Annotated in this window: 17 protein-coding genes; 2 read left to right on the forward strand and 15 right to left on the reverse strand. The window is 35.4% G+C overall.

Annotated elements, in window-relative coordinates; all coding sequences use genetic code 11:
• Window positions 1-179 precede the first annotated feature (179 nt).
• Window positions 180-1,007, forward strand: coding sequence for an exodeoxyribonuclease III (locus ACNTMY_RS07380; protein WP_423215967.1), 828 nt, complete (start codon window positions 180-182; stop codon window positions 1,005-1,007).
• Window positions 1,008-1,051: 44 nt separating this feature from the next.
• On the opposite strand, the gene ACNTMY_RS07385 is transcribed toward ACNTMY_RS07380, so the two are convergent.
• The 9 genes from ACNTMY_RS07385 to serC form a co-directional block, all read right to left on the reverse strand.
• Window positions 1,052-3,325 carry an ABC transporter permease gene (locus ACNTMY_RS07385; protein WP_423215968.1) on the reverse strand — a complete coding sequence of 758 codons (2,274 nt, stop codon included), beginning with the start codon at window positions 3,323-3,325 and terminating at the stop codon, window positions 1,052-1,054.
• Between the two features lie 17 nt (window positions 3,326-3,342).
• Window positions 3,343-4,005 (reverse strand): ABC transporter ATP-binding protein, encoded by a 663-nt coding sequence (locus ACNTMY_RS07390; RefSeq protein WP_423215969.1) that lies wholly within the window; start codon window positions 4,003-4,005, stop codon window positions 3,343-3,345.
• 8 nt (window positions 4,006-4,013) lie between these two features.
• Window positions 4,014-4,790: an AAA family ATPase gene (locus ACNTMY_RS07395; protein WP_420543460.1), complete on the reverse strand. Its 777-nt coding sequence runs from the start codon at window positions 4,788-4,790 to the stop codon at window positions 4,014-4,016.
• A gap of 3 nt (window positions 4,791-4,793) precedes the next feature.
• The gene (locus tag ACNTMY_RS07400; protein ID WP_420543461.1) at window positions 4,794-5,702 is read right to left on the reverse strand and encodes an AvrD family protein; all 909 of its coding nucleotides are present in this window, start codon (window positions 5,700-5,702) and stop codon (window positions 4,794-4,796) included.
• A gap of 103 nt (window positions 5,703-5,805) precedes the next feature.
• Window positions 5,806-6,405, reverse strand: a complete 600-nt coding sequence (locus ACNTMY_RS07405) for a response regulator transcription factor (protein ID WP_027968445.1) — start codon at window positions 6,403-6,405, stop codon at window positions 5,806-5,808.
• Window positions 6,380-8,155 carry a sensor histidine kinase gene (locus ACNTMY_RS07410; protein ID WP_423215970.1) on the reverse strand — a complete coding sequence of 592 codons (1,776 nt, stop codon included), beginning with the start codon at window positions 8,153-8,155 and terminating at the stop codon, window positions 6,380-6,382. The genes ACNTMY_RS07405 and ACNTMY_RS07410 overlap by 26 nt, the downstream gene beginning before the upstream one ends.
• Before the next feature lie 130 nt (window positions 8,156-8,285).
• On the reverse strand, window positions 8,286-8,642 hold the full coding sequence (locus tag ACNTMY_RS07415) for an arsenate reductase family protein (protein WP_423215971.1): 357 nt from the start codon (window positions 8,640-8,642) through the stop codon (window positions 8,286-8,288).
• A gap of 87 nt (window positions 8,643-8,729) precedes the next feature.
• Window positions 8,730-9,908, reverse strand: coding sequence for a 3-phosphoglycerate dehydrogenase family protein (locus tag ACNTMY_RS07420; RefSeq protein WP_423215972.1), 1,179 nt, complete (start codon window positions 9,906-9,908; stop codon window positions 8,730-8,732).
• 95 nt (window positions 9,909-10,003) lie between these two features.
• Window positions 10,004-11,095 (reverse strand): 3-phosphoserine/phosphohydroxythreonine transaminase, encoded by a 1,092-nt coding sequence (gene serC, locus ACNTMY_RS07425; protein WP_423215973.1) that lies wholly within the window; start codon window positions 11,093-11,095, stop codon window positions 10,004-10,006.
• Between the two features lie 138 nt (window positions 11,096-11,233).
• Here serC and ACNTMY_RS07430 point away from each other — a divergent pair, with 138 nt between their 5' ends.
• Complete coding sequence (locus ACNTMY_RS07430) at window positions 11,234-11,863, forward strand: copper homeostasis protein CutC (RefSeq protein ID WP_423215974.1); 630 nt, start codon at window positions 11,234-11,236, stop codon at window positions 11,861-11,863.
• Window positions 11,864-11,976: 113 nt separating this feature from the next.
• Here the strand turns inward: ACNTMY_RS07430 and ACNTMY_RS07435 are convergent, their stop codons facing one another.
• The 6 genes from ACNTMY_RS07435 to ACNTMY_RS07460 form a co-directional block, all read right to left on the reverse strand.
• On the reverse strand, window positions 11,977-12,318 hold the full coding sequence (locus ACNTMY_RS07435; RefSeq protein WP_024343682.1) for a P-II family nitrogen regulator: 342 nt from the start codon (window positions 12,316-12,318) through the stop codon (window positions 11,977-11,979).
• Between the two features lie 31 nt (window positions 12,319-12,349).
• Window positions 12,350-13,585, reverse strand: coding sequence for an ammonium transporter (locus ACNTMY_RS07440; RefSeq protein ID WP_423215975.1), 1,236 nt, complete (start codon window positions 13,583-13,585; stop codon window positions 12,350-12,352).
• 323 nt (window positions 13,586-13,908) lie between these two features.
• Entirely contained in the window at window positions 13,909-14,772 is an 864-nt protein-coding gene (gene rsmI / locus ACNTMY_RS07445; protein WP_423216876.1) for a 16S rRNA (cytidine(1402)-2'-O)-methyltransferase, read from the reverse strand.
• A 12-nt stretch (window positions 14,773-14,784) separates the two neighbouring features.
• Window positions 14,785-15,105: a DNA replication initiation control protein YabA gene (gene yabA, locus ACNTMY_RS07450; protein WP_004232930.1), complete on the reverse strand. Its 321-nt coding sequence runs from the start codon at window positions 15,103-15,105 to the stop codon at window positions 14,785-14,787.
• The gene (locus ACNTMY_RS07455) at window positions 15,098-15,898 is read right to left on the reverse strand and encodes a PSP1 domain-containing protein (protein ID WP_423215976.1); all 801 of its coding nucleotides are present in this window, start codon (window positions 15,896-15,898) and stop codon (window positions 15,098-15,100) included. The genes yabA and ACNTMY_RS07455 overlap by 8 nt, the downstream gene beginning before the upstream one ends.
• Window positions 15,895-16,770 (reverse strand): DNA polymerase III subunit delta', encoded by an 876-nt coding sequence (locus ACNTMY_RS07460; RefSeq protein ID WP_423215977.1) that lies wholly within the window; start codon window positions 16,768-16,770, stop codon window positions 15,895-15,897. Before ACNTMY_RS07460 ends, ACNTMY_RS07455 begins: the two co-directional genes overlap by 4 nt.
• Window positions 16,771-16,773: the final 3 nt, after the last annotated feature.

The raw sequence follows: 16,773 nt of genomic DNA on the forward strand, positions 1-16,773 counted from the left end.
ACGTTCCTCCAAAGTTTAGGTATTTAGATTTTTTTCTAAATAGATTGTACCACTTTTCCCAAAAATGATATAACCAAAAGCATTAGAATCGCAAGCATTCTCTTTTTTTGCTAAAATAGAAACTAACGATTAAACTTTTAGAAAGAAGAGACTTCTAAAAAGAAGTCTGGTAAGCTATTATGAAACTCATTTCGTGGAATATTGATTCGCTCAACGCAGCACTCACAAGTGATTCTGCACGCGCCGTTCTCTCACGCGCTGTTATCGATACACTTGTGGCTGAAGATGCTGATATCATTGCCATTCAAGAAACAAAATTATCAGCCAAAGGACCTACAAAAAAACATTTGCAAATCCTAGAAGACTACTTTCCAGATTACCAAGTATCTTGGCGCTCGTCAGTCGAACCAGCCAGAAAAGGCTACGCTGGGACAATGTTCCTTTATAAAAATCATCTAACACCAACCATTTCTTTCCCAGAGATCGGTGCCCCTGACACGATGGATTGCGAAGGACGTATCATCACTCTTGAATTTGATCATTTCTACGTCACACAAGTCTACACTCCAAATGCTGGAGACGGTCTAAAACGCTTAGCTGAACGACAAATTTGGGATGAAAAATACGCTGATTACCTAGCAGAACTTGACCAAACAAAACCCGTTTTAGCAACTGGTGATTACAACGTTGCTCACAACGAGATTGACCTTGCCAATCCAAATTCAAACCGTCGCTCTGCTGGATTCACCGACGAAGAACGTGCAGGATTTACAAACTTACTAGCAAAAGGCTTCACAGATACTTTCCGTTACCTTCACGGTGACATTCCAAATGTCTATAGTTGGTGGGCACAACGCAGCAAAACTAGTAAAATTAACAACACTGGCTGGCGTATCGACTACTGGCTCACATCAAACCGCATCGCAGGTAAAATCACAAAATCAGAAATGATTGACTCAGGCGCACGTCAAGACCACACACCAATCGTTTTAGAAATTGATTTATAAACACATAAAATCACCTAAATTTAACATTTAGGTGGTTTTATTATTTACTCTACTCCTTTTAGAGCTTCAACCATGTTAATAGTTTTAATTTTGTGACTTATAATAACTGTGGTAATAGCCGAAGTCAGCCACACTAAAATACTTGCAATTAAAAGAACTTGCCAAGTCACATAAGCTGTGTATTCAATACGGATTGTTGAAAATGTCGCAACATACCTTCTCAAGAACCAGATTCCCATTGGAATCCCAACTATCCAACCAATTGATGTTGTCATTAAATTTTCAATCATAGTAATGATTTGCAAATTTTGTTTTGAAAAACCTAAGACTTGCAAGGTAGCGTAATCACGCATACGTTCTACAAAATTTAGAGAACCTAGATTATAAAGGACGACAACAACAAGCAACAAAGCAAACCCAATAATCATCAAAAAGACACTCATTAAACTGTTAACAAAGTCATAAGCATTTTTTTCTTGTTCTGACTTATTAATGATCGATAAAATATTAGAATCATTTTTAATATCTGATTTTGTGACTTCTTGACCAACTAGCAATGTCTGTGGAGTGAATCGTCCACCTGATGCCTCAAAGGTTTCTGATCTGATATAAGCACCTTGATTTGTCTCACTTGTCACAATTCCTTCAACCTTAAATGAATACACTTTTCCATCTCGGTAAGGCTTTACCTTCAAAACATCACCTTTCTTGATGTGAGCTAATTCAGCAAAGCGATTGGTAACATAGATACCACCTTTTTTAATTGACTGATTATCTGCTGTTCTGGCATTGACACAATCACCATCACTGACAATAATCAAGAGACGATTATAGCCGTCATCTTTTGAAAAATGTGCTTGTGTAATTTGCACACCTTGACCACGATAGGCTTTAGCTGCTTGATTATAATTGGCAACAGTTAAACGCTTAGCGTATGAAAAGTCAGTATTATAAGCTTTATCTACCAAATGATTCATCGAAATAGGCATACCGATACCAGCAATTAGTAGCATCATACTTCCAGCTACTCCGACAATTCCCATAAGAACCCGTACCTTGTTAATGAAAGCATCACGTATCGCCCATTTTGTCTCATCAGAAAAGTGACTCCAAATAAGAGGAACTTTTTCAAGAAAAACATGGAATACTTTTTTAGTTTTTCCACGTAGAAATACAGCAGGTAATCCTTTAATTACTTGATGAGAAGCCAAATACGCTGACAAACTACAAATAAAAATAACAATAAAAATAACTGTTAAAGCCGACCAAGAATAAGCAATCTGCCAATAAGGTAAATTAAACATCGCCTTTTGCGTTTGAAGAACAAAAAGAGACATCAAAGGTGAAATAGCTGCTCCAGCAAAAGCTCCAAAACTTCCAACTAATAAACCAAATGAAATATAGTGCCATGTGATTTGTTTGTTTGAATAGCCTAAAGCTTTAATGACTGCAATCTCTTTTGTCTGACTTTCTATCAAACGACGAATTGTCGTAAACATTGCAAGAATCGCTAAAAGAATAAAAATAAATGAAAATAGGTACGATAAATTTCTGATTTGTCCAACCCTTCCAGTAGCCTCAGATATCTCTGTCAATGTTTTTTGATTATAGTAAGATAACAAATGTGCTCCTAAAATAGTTTCGACATCGCTTCTGATATCATCTTTTTTTGAATAAATCTCAAGGGCATTATAAGTCATGCGATTATGAGTAATTTTAGCTAAAGTCTTATCAGAAATATAACCATACGCATAGTTTTTGGAATTAGGCGCCATAAATTCAAGACTTCCAGTAAAGTAAATCTTATCTGCCGACTCAACTAAACCTTTAATCGGAAAACTGAACGTCTGATTGGAAATAACTAATTTTATCTTATCACCAAGTTTCAAATGATTTTTTTGAGCGAATTTACTATCTAGCCAAAGCCCTTCAGTCTTTCTTGATAGCTTATTTCCTTTATCAACTGTAATGACCTTTTGAGAAGAATCATCAAAAGAATCTAGACTAATATATTTTTCAGAATCACTCTTCAAGTCAACTTTTGCCACTAAATTAGTCTTAGCAACAACCTTCTTCACAGAAGATAATTTTTTCAATTCTTCAATTTGCTTATTGTTAATTGAATCTGCTTGAATCCATACATCGGGCAAAGATGATTTTGAAATAAAAGAATCTAAACTTTTTTCCAAACCATACCAAGCACCTTGCAACCCAACAAAAATTAACACACTTAACAAGGACATCAAAAACACTGAAAAGAATTGTTGCCAATGACGTCTGATATCCCTTCTGAGTTTTAAATTAAGATATTTCATCATTCTTCCAATCTATCCATTTATTTATCGACAATAGCATCAATCTTGCCATCTTTTAAATAAATGACCTTGTCTGCATATTTTTCAAATTCAGCATTGTGCGTTACCATAACAACAGCAACATCCTTACCAGCAGATGTTTCTTTTAATAATTCAATGATTTTCTGCCCAGTCTTTGAATCAAGGGCACCTGTTGGCTCATCGCAAAGCAAAAGTTTTGGTTTTTTAGCCAAAGCCCTAGCAATTGAGACGCGCTGCATTTCACCACCAGATAATTGATTTGGAAAATTATTTTTGCGATGAGAAAGTCCTACTTTTTCTAAAAATAGTTCTGCTTGTTTTTCGTTCTTGGTCAAATGAGCAGCAATGCTAATATTTTCCAGCGCCGTTAAACTAGGAACAAGGTTGTAAAATTGAAAAACAAAGCCAACGACATCTTTGCGATATTTTGATAACTCTTTATCGTTAAGACGAGTTACATCCGTATCTTCAAATAAAAAACTCCCACTTGTTGCCTGATCCATACCACCAAGTAAATTTAACATGGTACTTTTACCAGAGCCAGAAGGTCCCAAGATAATAGTAAATTTTCCCTTTTCAATAAAAAAAGAAACATCATCTAAAGCCTTAACCTCTTGATCTCCGACTTGATAAATCTTACTAATATTTTGAAATGTAATCATTTTTTCTCCTAAAATTCTGTCAAAAACTTCACTTTTTCTTTCAATGATGGTTCTTTGTACTGTTCAATAATGCGTTTTGACACTGCTTCACGGTTACTTGAGATAACTTTTTCTGCTTCTTTAATAGCATCTTTAATTGGAACAACAATCGGCAAATCATAAAGTTTAATAATCTTCTCTAAACGTTCTTCTTGATTGCCAGTCACCAACTCGGGCTTTTTTCCAACAGCAAGAAATCCTTCTTGAATTTCAATATCAGATAGTGTTCGATACTTTTCAGAAACTGGACGATGTCCATCGGGGTCCATGGCAAATTCTACTGGCAAATGAACAACATCGGTATACCACATTTTTGAGTGCATTTTAGCAACCTGACCATAAGCATCCATGTACTTTCGGTAAAAATTTTTTCCCAGTATTCCTAAAATCGCCTTTGAAAGTCTATGCATGAATTTTGCTCCCGGGTTTAGTCCAATTTTCAACCTTACCGTGCCATAAATCCATTCATTCAGTACGGAACCATCTGAAATAAAACTAGAATTTTCTTTATATAGAATTGCTTCTTCTCGTATTCTCTCTTCAAATCTCTTTAATCCTAAAGTCATAAGCTCAGTAGCATTCATGTCTTGAAATCTCCTACCTGGATAAATTTCAGTTAAAATCTCTCGAGCAGACAATGCATTAATCAACGGTATACCAGTTGCAATTGATAATGCTGTTGCTGTTGTCGTCTTTCCAGTTGAATAAGTTCCTGAAATAACCAGCCTTATTTCTTTTTTATACATTTTTTATTCTCCCAACTCTGGTAATTGATGAGCAATTTTACTTGAAATACAAATACGGTTCTTAGTATCTGCACCTGACATTTCAAAAATCTTCCAATTATGCCCTTTCATATCAATCAACTTATTTTTTCTAATTTTTCCTAATAGCTCAATTTCACCAACTGGAATTGGTTGAACTACCTCAGCAGTCACATTTTTCATCCATAAAGTTTTACTACAATCTCTATCAATATTATCAGCATGGTACGCTAACATTTCAGCCATTTGTGAAAATATAATCAACAATTCCAAGAGTGAATAACAATTAGAAAAATTAGCTGAAATTCCTTTATAGTCAACAGATTTCGTCTCCCTTCTATCTGCTTTACAAAAGATTGAACACTTATCAGCTGTATCAAGCGTATCTATAAAACTAATATCGTAAATATCATGTTGAATATTTTTTAAGTGATTATTAATAAATCCTTCAAGAATCTCTCCAGTAACAGCCACTTTTTCTGGAGATTCAATTTTTTTAAAAGTCACATTGACTTTCATATCTAAAATCAATGCATTAAAAGCAATATAATCATCTTCAGTAATTGTACTCTTTAGAACTAAGGGAATTTTATTTAGATTCTCAATCGGTTTCATACCCGATTTAATTTCAAATTTGGTCAAAAAATAAAGATTTGGAGATTCTCCAATCTCCTCTAAATATTTTTCCGCTAGTAAGCAAGCCAAAATAACACCATCTAGAGTACTCAAGTGTGGTTGCACTTCTTGCTGTGATTTACTTGACCAAATACCACTATGTGAAATTGAGCCAAATAGATTGTGATTGATCTCACTTACTCCATATAAAGTTCTCTTGTGACCATCTCCAAAATATCTTTGTCGATGATCACCTAATAACGCATCAACATTTGCCATCCATCGTCTCCTTTTCCATTTTTCTTACCTCTCAATCATACAAGAACATAAAAAAACAGACATCCGTAATTTACGAATATCTGTTTACCTTTTTGGTTCCATATTATACTAATTTTAATTTAACAGCTTCTCGCACTGCTCCAACTCGCCCCGTAACATTTAACTTTGTACAAATATTTGTCACATGTGTATCAACTGTTCGACGACTAATAAATAATTCTTTGGCAATCTGTGCATTAGAATACTCTTCAGCAATCAATTTCAAAATTTTTAGTTCAACTTCTGTTAATAAATGATTTTCCTGACCTTCCAATAGAGTATCTGGAATAACACAATTACCACTAGCAACATTGATAATCGTACTTATTAGTTCTGTAGAAGAAGTTTCTTTTGGAAGAAAAGCTTTAACTCCAAGTTCATTGGCTCGCTTATGTAACATTGGGTCATAAAAACCTGAAATCAGAATAATCTTTGGAAAACTTAAGTGCATTTGTTTTAATTGTTTAATTAATTCAAAACCATGAATATCTTTTAACATCAAATCCATAATTAAAATATCCACTTTTTTACATTTTAAGCAAAGTTTTAATTCTTCAACCTCTGTAAATGCTCCAATAATATCAAACTTCTCTTCTTTGGCAAGTTGTGCACAGATTCCATCTAAAACTAACTCATGATCATCTATCACTGCTATTTTTAACATTTTTATCTCCCTTCGGTAATATCATTCTTACAATAGTCGGCGATTTTTCAATCTGTAACTCTCCTCCAAGTAGAGACAGTTTTTCAGCAATCACATTAAGTCCAAAATGACTTTTATGATCATCAGGTCGTTCGATAAATTTTCCATCATCTCTTACTTGAACCACAACCTGATTAGTAGTTTCAAAAAGAGATAATTTAATCTGCTTAGCATTGCCATGTAAAACACTATTTGTAATTAATTCTTTGATTGAACGTAAAATAAAATTATTAATTCGACTTTCAAAAGCAGAACTATTAAAAGTTATTTCACATTCTATCAAAACAGGCTCTTCTTTCTGGAATTTATCCACTAACTCTAAAATTGCATTTTTCAATCCTAATTCTTTAATCATCAAAGGATAAATATTAGAGCACAATTCACGCAATTCAAAAATAACATCATCTAAAGTGTTTAAAATTTCATATTTATCAATGGTATCGGCAGATTCTATTTGTTTCTTGTGATAAATCACATCTTGAATAATCGTATCATGGATAGCAATTGAGATATCCTCACGTTCCATTTCAACAGCAGAAAAAATATTCTGTCCATCTAAATGATAATTCAACTTTTTTGCCATAAGCATAAAATCTTTAATAATTGGCAAAGAAAACCAAATATACAAAAAACAGTAGATTGCCACAAACCATATTGGCATATAATTCATCATAACTGAAAACGACATCATAACAAGAGTTGAAACCAAAGCCTCTAAAACATAAACTACTTGAAGGGGTAATTGAGCTCTCGCAACTGTCAAACGATTAACAATCAAATGATTGACAACAGCCATAATAGGAAGAAATAAAAGAGGAATAGTACATGAAAAAGGAAGTTCATATGGTAATGGAAAGACATAACCAATAAATAACGGCAGTAAACTAAACAATGTTAAAAGAACTAAATTTACCCTTTTCAAGGATAACTCTCTTTCCCTTACTAGCAAAGAAAAGGTTACCAAGATTAATAACAAAGCAAAGCTAACGTAAAAAATCCCTCTGGATAAATATCTAACAAAGAACAAAGGTAAATTGAAAAGTTGTACTCCAAAGAAAAGTAAGATTGTTAAAATAGAGTAAACAATAACTACTTTTGAAAACATAGATAACTTTGTTACTTCTTCATCACGGACACTAATTCGCCAAAAAATATCAACAAAAAACGGTAATAAAGTAATATATGTAACAATAAATAAACGTCCTAGACTATTTCCCATACTAGACGGTATAAGTGAACTAAGAAAAAAAGCCGTAGCGATCAGAAAAAAGCTATAATAGCTACTAATTTTAGTTATTTTTTTCCTATTTAAAGATGACATTGCCCAAACCAACAAAGAAAAAGCAATCACTTCAAAAAAGAAGAACGATGTATCTAGACCTTTTTTCGTCTCAAAAGAAATACTTTCTTGGCGCTTCCTGTGACTTACAAGTATGCGGTTGGACTGTTCAACAATCAACCACTTATTTAGCAAAAAATTATCCTGACTTCTTTGATTATCAATTTTTAAAATAGAGTCCCCCGTTGATAAAGAAGTAGATTTTGCTAAACCACCACTGTGAACATCTGTCACTATCCAATGTCCATTATAATAATCTGCAGTAATTCCTAAATAAGAATGTTGACTTGTAAATTTTCCATAATAAATTCCAATAAGAAAAAAGAAAATTAAGCAAAGCCATATCCATCCTTTTTTCATAAATCTTGACATTGTCCTCTCCCTCAAAAATTATACGAAATTATTATAACAAAAAAATGATTAAAATTATTCATTTTTCAGACTTTTTAATGTTTTGTCACTACAAAAAAGCAACCACCGCGAAGCGATGATTGCTACCTGTTTATTCCCCCAACAACTCTTCGTATGATTTACGGTGACCGAGTTGAAGAACTTTTCCATCTTTGACCAAAACTGGTCGTTTAATTAGCATTCCATCTGAGGCAAGGATAGTCGCTGCTTCATCAGCTGTCAAAGAATCAACTTTATCTTTCAGGCCAAGTGCTCGGTATGCTTGACCGCTTGTATTGAAAAAGTTTTTAATTGTAAAATCAGAATTCTCCATCCATGCCTTGATTTCTTCAACCTTTGGTGTATCAACTGTCAAATCAATCGCTTCAAAGTCAACTTTCATTCCTTGTAGCTCAGCCTTAGCACGACGGCAAGTCGTACATTTTGGATATTCATAAAACGTAAGCATCGTATACTCCTTCATAACAACTTAAAATTATCTTATTATACCAAATATCAGAAAAAAGAGCTGAGATTTAATCTCAACTCTTCTTTTTTATTTCTTTGCAATCAAGCGAACACGAACGATATTATCACTATTTTCAAAGTTTTCAACTAAGTGGTCAACCTTAGTTTTATCATTTTCATCAAGGTCAAGAAGCGTATAAGCATATTCACCTTTTGATCGGTTAATGATGTTATCGATATTAATTCCCAACTCTGAAACAGCTGTTGAAATTTTTGCCACAATATTTGGCACGTTTTTATTAATCAATGTGATACGATATGGCGCAGTCAATGCTTGATGAACATTAGGGAAATTGACAGAATTCGTAATTTCTCCTGTTTCCATAAAGCGACGAATAGTTTTACCTGCCATAATAGCACAATTCAATTCAGCCTCAGCTGTTGAGCCACCAACGTGTGGGAAAACTGTGATTTTTTCTTTATTAAGCAGTTCTTCAGTACCGAAATCTGTGATATAACGTTTCACGACACCAGCTTCAATCGCTTCAAAAAGCGCTGCATTGTCAACCAATTCACCACGCGCAAAGTTGATAACAACTGTTCCTTTTTGCATCAAACCAAAAGCTTCGCTGTCAAATGTGTGACGTGTTTCATCTGTCAAAGGCACATGAACAGTAATATAATCACAATTAGCAAAGATTTCTTTAACGTCATCCACGCGCTTAACATGGTGTGAAATATTCCAAGCAGTCTCAATAGACACATATGGGTCATATCCTAGAACGTTCATACCAAGGCGTTGTGCATAGTTAGCAATGCGACCACCGATAGCACCAAGTCCGATAACTCCAAGTGTTTTTCCAGAAATTTCACTACCAGCAAATTGTTTTTTACCAGCCTCAACTTGTTTTGGAACATCGTCACCAGAAAGTGTATTTACCCATGCATTTGCAGCGATGTAATCACGCGCTGACATCAAGATTGAAGCAAGAACTGCTTCTTTAACTGCATTGGCGTTAGCACCTGGTGTATTAAAAACCACAATCCCAGCTGCTGTCGCATCGGCAATCGGAATATTATTTGTCCCAGCACCAGCACGCGCAATCGCTTTTAGATTTTCTGGAAAATCGATTCCATGAAGATTTTGACTACGCAAAATGAAAGCATCTGGATTTTCAGCCAAATCACCATCAATCTGGAACTGATTTCCAAGTTCTCTAAGCCCTACTTGATTAATATTATTAAATGTTTTAACACTGTATACCATAATTTACCCCTATACCAAAAGTCTGGGATAAAATCTCAGACTTAAATGGCTTATATCACTCCAAAAGAAACAACAGACATCTTCGTCTGAAAAACTTATTTGTTTTCAGCTTCAAATTTTTTCATAAATTCGATTAAATCAAGAACACCTTGACGTGGGAATGCGTTATAAAGACTTGCACGCATACCACCTACAGAACGGTGACCTTTAATATTTTTGAAACCAAGCGGTGTCGCTTCAGCCACAAACTTAGCATCTAATTCCTTACTTGGCGTTACAAATGGAATATTAGCTACTGAACGTTCAGCTGGATTTTTAACAGGATTTGTATAGAAATCTGATTGGTCAATAAAATCATACAAAAGTCCTGATTTTTCACGATTGGCTGCTTCCATCTTGTCCACACCGCCAAAGGCTTTCACCCATTCGAAAACAAGTTTAGCAATGTAAATACTATAAGCTGGCGGAGTATTATAAAGTGAACCCGCTTCAGCTTGAATACGGTAATCAAGCATTGCTGAAAGTGTTGGTTCATCATTCAAGAAATCTTCACGAACAATAACAACAGTCACTCCAGCTGGGCCAATATTTTTTTGCGCACCAGCATAAATCAATGCAAAATCTTCAACATTATAGCGTACTGCTAAAATATTTGAAGACATATCAGCAACGATTGGTACACCATTTGTGTCAGGAAGGTCATAAATTGAAGTTCCTTCAATAGTGTTATTAGTTGTGATATGAACATAAGCAGCTTCTGGGTCAATATCTTTTGAATCAAATGTAGGAATGTGATCGTATACAGTGTCTTCAGACGAGGCTAGGAGCACGGGTTCAAAAGGAACGGATTTGGACAATTTAACAGCTTCTGCATAAGCTTTTTTACCCCATGATCCACCAACTAGATAATATGCCTTACGTCCCTTAGCTAGGTTTAAAGGAAGCATAGTAAACTGAGTAGATGCTCCTCCTTGAAGGAACATTACCTTATAATTATCGGGAATATTCATCAATTCACGCAATAATTTTTCAGCATCCTTAATAATATCATCAAACTCTTTGGAACGGTGGGACATTTCTAAAACACTCATGCCGCTACCTTGGTAGTCAAGCATTTCACGTTGTGCTTGTTCAAGCACTGGTTTTGGCAACACTGCAGGTCCTGCAGAGAAATTGTAAATTGTCATAAAAATACCTCCGTATAATGCTATAAATTATATCATAATTTTCTGAATTTTGTAAAGATTTTTTCGAATTTTTATAAATAATTTTTATAAAAAAATCATGTTATAATAGTAACTACTAAAAAACATTAAGGAGAAAAAATGATTATCAAAGAATTCTGCGCTGAAAACACAACACATCTCAGCCAACTTGACTCATCTGTTAAACGTGTTGAGCTTTGCGATAATTTGGCAGTTGGAGGAACAACGCCTTCTTACGGTGTCATCAAAGAAGCTGCGCGCTATTTGCATGAAAAAGACATTTCACTAGCAACAATGATTCGACCTCGTGGCGGAAACTTCGTCTACAACGACAGCGAACTTCGCATCATGGAAGATGACATTATCCGTGCAGTAGAGCTTGAAAGCGATAGCTTAGTTCTCGGATTATTAACTGAAGATAATCACATTGATGAAGACGGTATTGAACAACTTCTACCAGCGACTCAAGGACTTCCACTAGTCTTTCATATGGCTTTTGACCAAATTCCAAAAGCAGACCAAAAAGCTGCTATCGACCAACTCGTTGAACTTGGCTTCACACGTATTTTGACACACGGTTCTTCAGAAGCAAATGATATTTTTGAAAACATCGACCACTTAAAAGAACTTGTGGAATATGCTAACGACCGTATTGAAATCATGATTGGTGGCGGTGTTACAGCTGATAATTACCAAGAATTGATTGAAAAAACTGGCGCCAAAGCTGCACACGGAACAAAGATTTGTTAATCATTCACAACACCTTGTTATCAAGGTGTTTTTTTCACCCAAAAATCCGAATTCTTTCGAACTCGGATTTCCATCACATCACATTTTACGACTAAACTTTTGGATTTTATCTGCTAAACGGCATCCCCTCCTCTTTCGCCTGTACGAATACGGATGACTTCTTCGACGGGAAAAATGAAAATCTTGCCATCTCCAACTTCTCCTGTACGGACTGATTTACTAATAACATCAACAATTTCATCAATTGCAGCATCATGTGTTACGATTTCAACTTTTACTTTGGCAAGCAAGGTTGGCACAATTTTTTGACCACGAACATACTCTGCAAAACCACGTTGATTGCCATATCCTAAAACTTGGCTAACCGTCATTCCTTTTGCAAATCCTGCTTTTGCTAGAGCATCTTTCAAATCCTCCAAACGATCTGGTCGAATAATTGCTTCAATTTTTTTCATAATATATCCTCTCTCTAAAAACTATTTTCTATTATGAATCTAATCCCATAAAAGTTGGGTAAGCTGTTTCTTCATGTTCACTATCATCAAGACCAATAGCTTCCGCACGATCTTCAACACGAATGGCAGTAAAGATTGAGATTACCTTGACAATAATAAATGTAGCTACCGCTGACCAAATAATTGTAAAAACAATTGCGGCAATCGTCACCAAGAAAAGATGAACATCACCATAAATCAAACCGATATTGTGCTTATCAAGAGCAAGTTCTGGAGTTGTGAAAAGTCCTGTGACCAATCCCCCAAAAATACCACCAACACCATGACAACCAAAAGCATCTAAAGCATCATCATAGCCAAACTTACTCTTAAGAACTGAAATAGCAAAATAACAAATCGGACTAACAAAAAGACCAATTAAAAGTGAACTCCAAGTTGAAACAAAACCTGCACCAGGTGTGATAGCAACAAGCCCAGCAACTAAACCAGTTGAAGCACCAACAAGTGAGAATTTACCAGTCAGAAGTTTTTCAATCACTAACCATGAGAACATTGCGGCCGCTGCAGAAATATGAGTTGTTACAAAAGCATGCACAGCTAAACCGTCAGCAGCTAAAGCAGAACCTGCGTTAAATCCAAACCATCCAAACCAAAGAAGACCTGCACCTAAGAAAACAAAAGGAACATTGTGTGGACGATATTCTAAACGGTAATAATCACGACGCTTACCTAGAAGCAAAGCCAAAACTAAACCAGATACCCCTGACGTAATATGAACCACATCACCACCAGCAAAGTCAATTGTGCCCCATTTTGCAAGAAGCCCTTCATCCCAAACCATATGAGCAAATGGGAAATAAACCAAGAACAACCACAAAACAACAAAAACGACTAAAGGTGTGAATTTCATACGCCCTGCTGCCGCTCCTGTTAAAATGGCAACAGTGATAATTGGAAACATCATCTGAAAGACAGCAAATAGTGCATCTGGAATCACTAAACCACGTGTACTTGCAGTTTCACTCACACCATTAAAGAATAGATGTGAAAAATTACCAATGATGTTCCCATCACCGCCAAATGATAGAGAATAACCACATACCATCCACAAGACTGAAGCAAGAGCCATCGGAATCGCACACATCATCATAGTATTGATAACATTTTTGCGTCTTCCAAGACCACCGTAGAAGAATGCTAGACCTGGTGTCATCAAGAAAACCAGAGCAGCACAGATAATCATAAAAGCAATACTTCCTGCATCCATATCAAAAACTCCTTTATTTTCCAAGGTTTTAAAATCTAAAACCAATTTTTATGTTAGATAATATAACACTATTTTTAATCTGAGTAAAGGGTTTTTGTACGATTTTTCTGAATTTTTTAATTTTATAACAAGTAATGTCAGTAAGCAAAAACACCTTAAAACACCGCTATTTCACTGACATAACAACGTTTTTCATTTTTATAAAAAGACATGATTTGTCAGTTTTTTTGTGAAATACACCTCTAACTTCGTATGTTATATTTTCTAACATAGTGAGTTATAAAGACACAAAAAAAGCTGGTAAATACCAGCTTCTTATCCATTTATATACCGTGATAAGCATTATAAACTTCTTGACGGTTCAGACCATAAGTTTTTGCAACTTTTTTGATGGCTTGGTTTGGTTTTTCACCAGCTTCAACAAGATTAGCTACAAGTTCTGCTGGATTCAAGTCCTCTGCTGCTTCAGAAAGCTCAGCTTCATCTTGACCAGATACAATCAACAGACATTCACCTTTTAGTGGATTTTCGGCAATGTAATCTAGGATTTCTGAGATTTGTCCACGTTGATACTCTTCATAAAGCTTAGTCAATTCACGAACCAAAACAACTTTTCTATCTCCGTAAACCGAAAGCATATTTTCCAACGTATCTGCTACACGATATGGTGATTCATAGAAAATTTGTGTCTCTGGATAAGCTTTCTTGCTTTCGAAAAATTCTTTTTGCTGTCCTGATTTTCGTGGTAAAAAGCCATAGAAAATGTGAGGTTGCGGTGCTAATCCACTTGCAATCAAAGCTGTAATACCAGCCGAAGCACCTGGAAGTGCCACAACCGTAATATCCTCAGCAATCGCTGCTTTTACCAAGTCATGACCTGGGTCAGAAATCGATGGCATGCCTGCATCAGATACTTGAGCTAAATTTTTTCCATCTTTCAAAAGCTCGATTAACTCAGGAATTTTTTCGTAAGCATTGTGCTCGTGAAAGCTGATTTGCTTAACAGAAATCTCAAAATGCTTCAACAAAAGTCCAGTGTTTCGTGTATCTTCAGCACAGATAAAATCTGCATTTTTTAGAGTATCAACTGCACGAAATGTCATATCTTGCAAATTTCCAATCGGTGTTGGAACAAGATAGAGCGTTCCGTAATCAGTTTGACCTTTAAAACTTTTTTGTACTTGTATCATTAAAGTTGACTACTCCCTGTCTAAAACTTCCATACAGAACATACATTCTTCGTCATTTTCACGACGTTGTCCGTAATAGTCATTACAGATATGGAAACCATCGTGATAAATGCTTTCAATATATTTTTTACCTTGTTTAGAAGATTTAACAGGAGTTTCTTGTTCAAGTTGAGTAAGACGTGTGCGTAATTTATCATTCTCAAGTCGAAGAGCTGTGTTTTCTTCTAACAAAGACTGTACTTGTTTTTTCATGGCTTCAATTTCAGCCAAGGTAATCATTAAATTTTGTGAAAAGCCATCAAAGGCATCAAATAATTCTTTTTTATCCACGTACTTTGACCTCCTCTAAAGCATAAGTTAAAAGAGTGTGTCGTTCAGGTAATCGAACTTTGACAGTATCAGAAAAGACATCAATCCCAGCGACCACTCCTAATCCGTCGACTGTTTCAATTTCTGTTCCCAAATCAGGGAATTTCTCCTTAGAGGTTTTGTAAAATTCATCTTCAAAACTCAAGCAACACATCAAACGACCGCATATTCCTGCAGTTTTTCCAGTGCTAAGTGACATGCCTTGATTTTTAACCATCTTGATTGATACCGGTGGAAATTCTCCTAAAAAGCTAGAACAGCAAAGTGCACGACCACACGGACCTACACCACCGTAAACTTTAGCTTCTTCACGGCTATTGATTTGACGCAGTTCGATGCGCGTTTTGAAGTGCGATGCCAAATCTCGCAAAAGCTGACGAAAATCCACACGATCTTCTGCGCAGAAAGTAATCAAGACATAACTTCTTTCCAAAGGAAAGAGGATATCAATCACTTTCATTTTAAGATTGTTTGCTTCGATTAGCTCGTTAACTTTATCAAACGAATTCTTCGCTAACTCAAGATTTTCTTGATAAGCCTGCAAATCTTTCTCATTTGCTAAGCGCAAAACCTTATCCATCTCAGCAGGTAATTTTACCTCATCGATTTCTTCATTGGTAGTTACTGCTTGAGCTAAGCGACTTCCTTTTTTATTTTTTATGACAAGGCAGTCACCCACTTGATAGTTTTGATTTGGTAAAACATAGGTAACCTTGCCTGTTTCTTCGTATTTTACACTCAATACTTCTGTCATGAAATCACCATATATTCTAGCACATTTTGAAAGCTCACATTGCTCTTCCACATTTGCTGTGCTTTATAACTTTTCTCTAAATAATTCAGACTTTCTTTTTGATTAAATTGCTTTGCTAAAAACAAAGGCAACAGTTGAAAAACAAGTTCTTGTTCAGACTTTTCAAGTGCAGCTTGTACGAGGTGCCCTGTTTCCAAGTAAGCTAAGGCTTTGTCTTTAAACAAAATTCCAACAAAACGCTCACAAGCCTGTAACAAATCCAAAATCTTCTTGTCAGCCATCAGCTCTTCTAAGTGAGCTGGTGTTTTAGCCAATTCTGCAAGAATTTCAGCTTGTGTTTTTAAAATACCAGCTTGTTCAGCTTGTTGAACCAAGAGTCTTTTATTCTTTGGAAAGCGAAAAACTTGTGTTCGACTCTTGATAGTTGGAAGGACCTTGCTTTCATCACTAGTTAACAAAATCATGTAAGACGAACTCTGTGGCTCTTCAATAAATTTCAAGAGACTATTTGCTGCGTTAACATGCATTTTCTCACAATCTTGAATAATGAAAACTTGTGACTTTCCTTCAAAACCAGAGCGAGAAAAATCACGCATCATCTCACGAATCGTGTCTGTCTTGATGACTTGACCAGTTGGTCTGACAATCTTAACATCTGAAAAATCATTCGCATCAATCAGCAGGCATTCACGACATTTCCCGCAGGGTCTACCTTCTTGCAAATTCTCGCAAAAACGACTTTTAGCAAGATAGAGTGCAAAATCAAAACTGGCAAAATCCCCTGAAAAAAGATAGGCGTGATTCATCCTATCTGATTTTAAAATCTGATTAAAGTCTTTAAAAAGTTGGGGTTGCAAGCACTCTAAATCCATTTT

The sequence above is a fragment of the Streptococcus equinus genome, from assembly GCF_049393735.1.
Lineage (GTDB): Bacteria > Bacillota > Bacilli > Lactobacillales > Streptococcaceae > Streptococcus > Streptococcus equinus_G.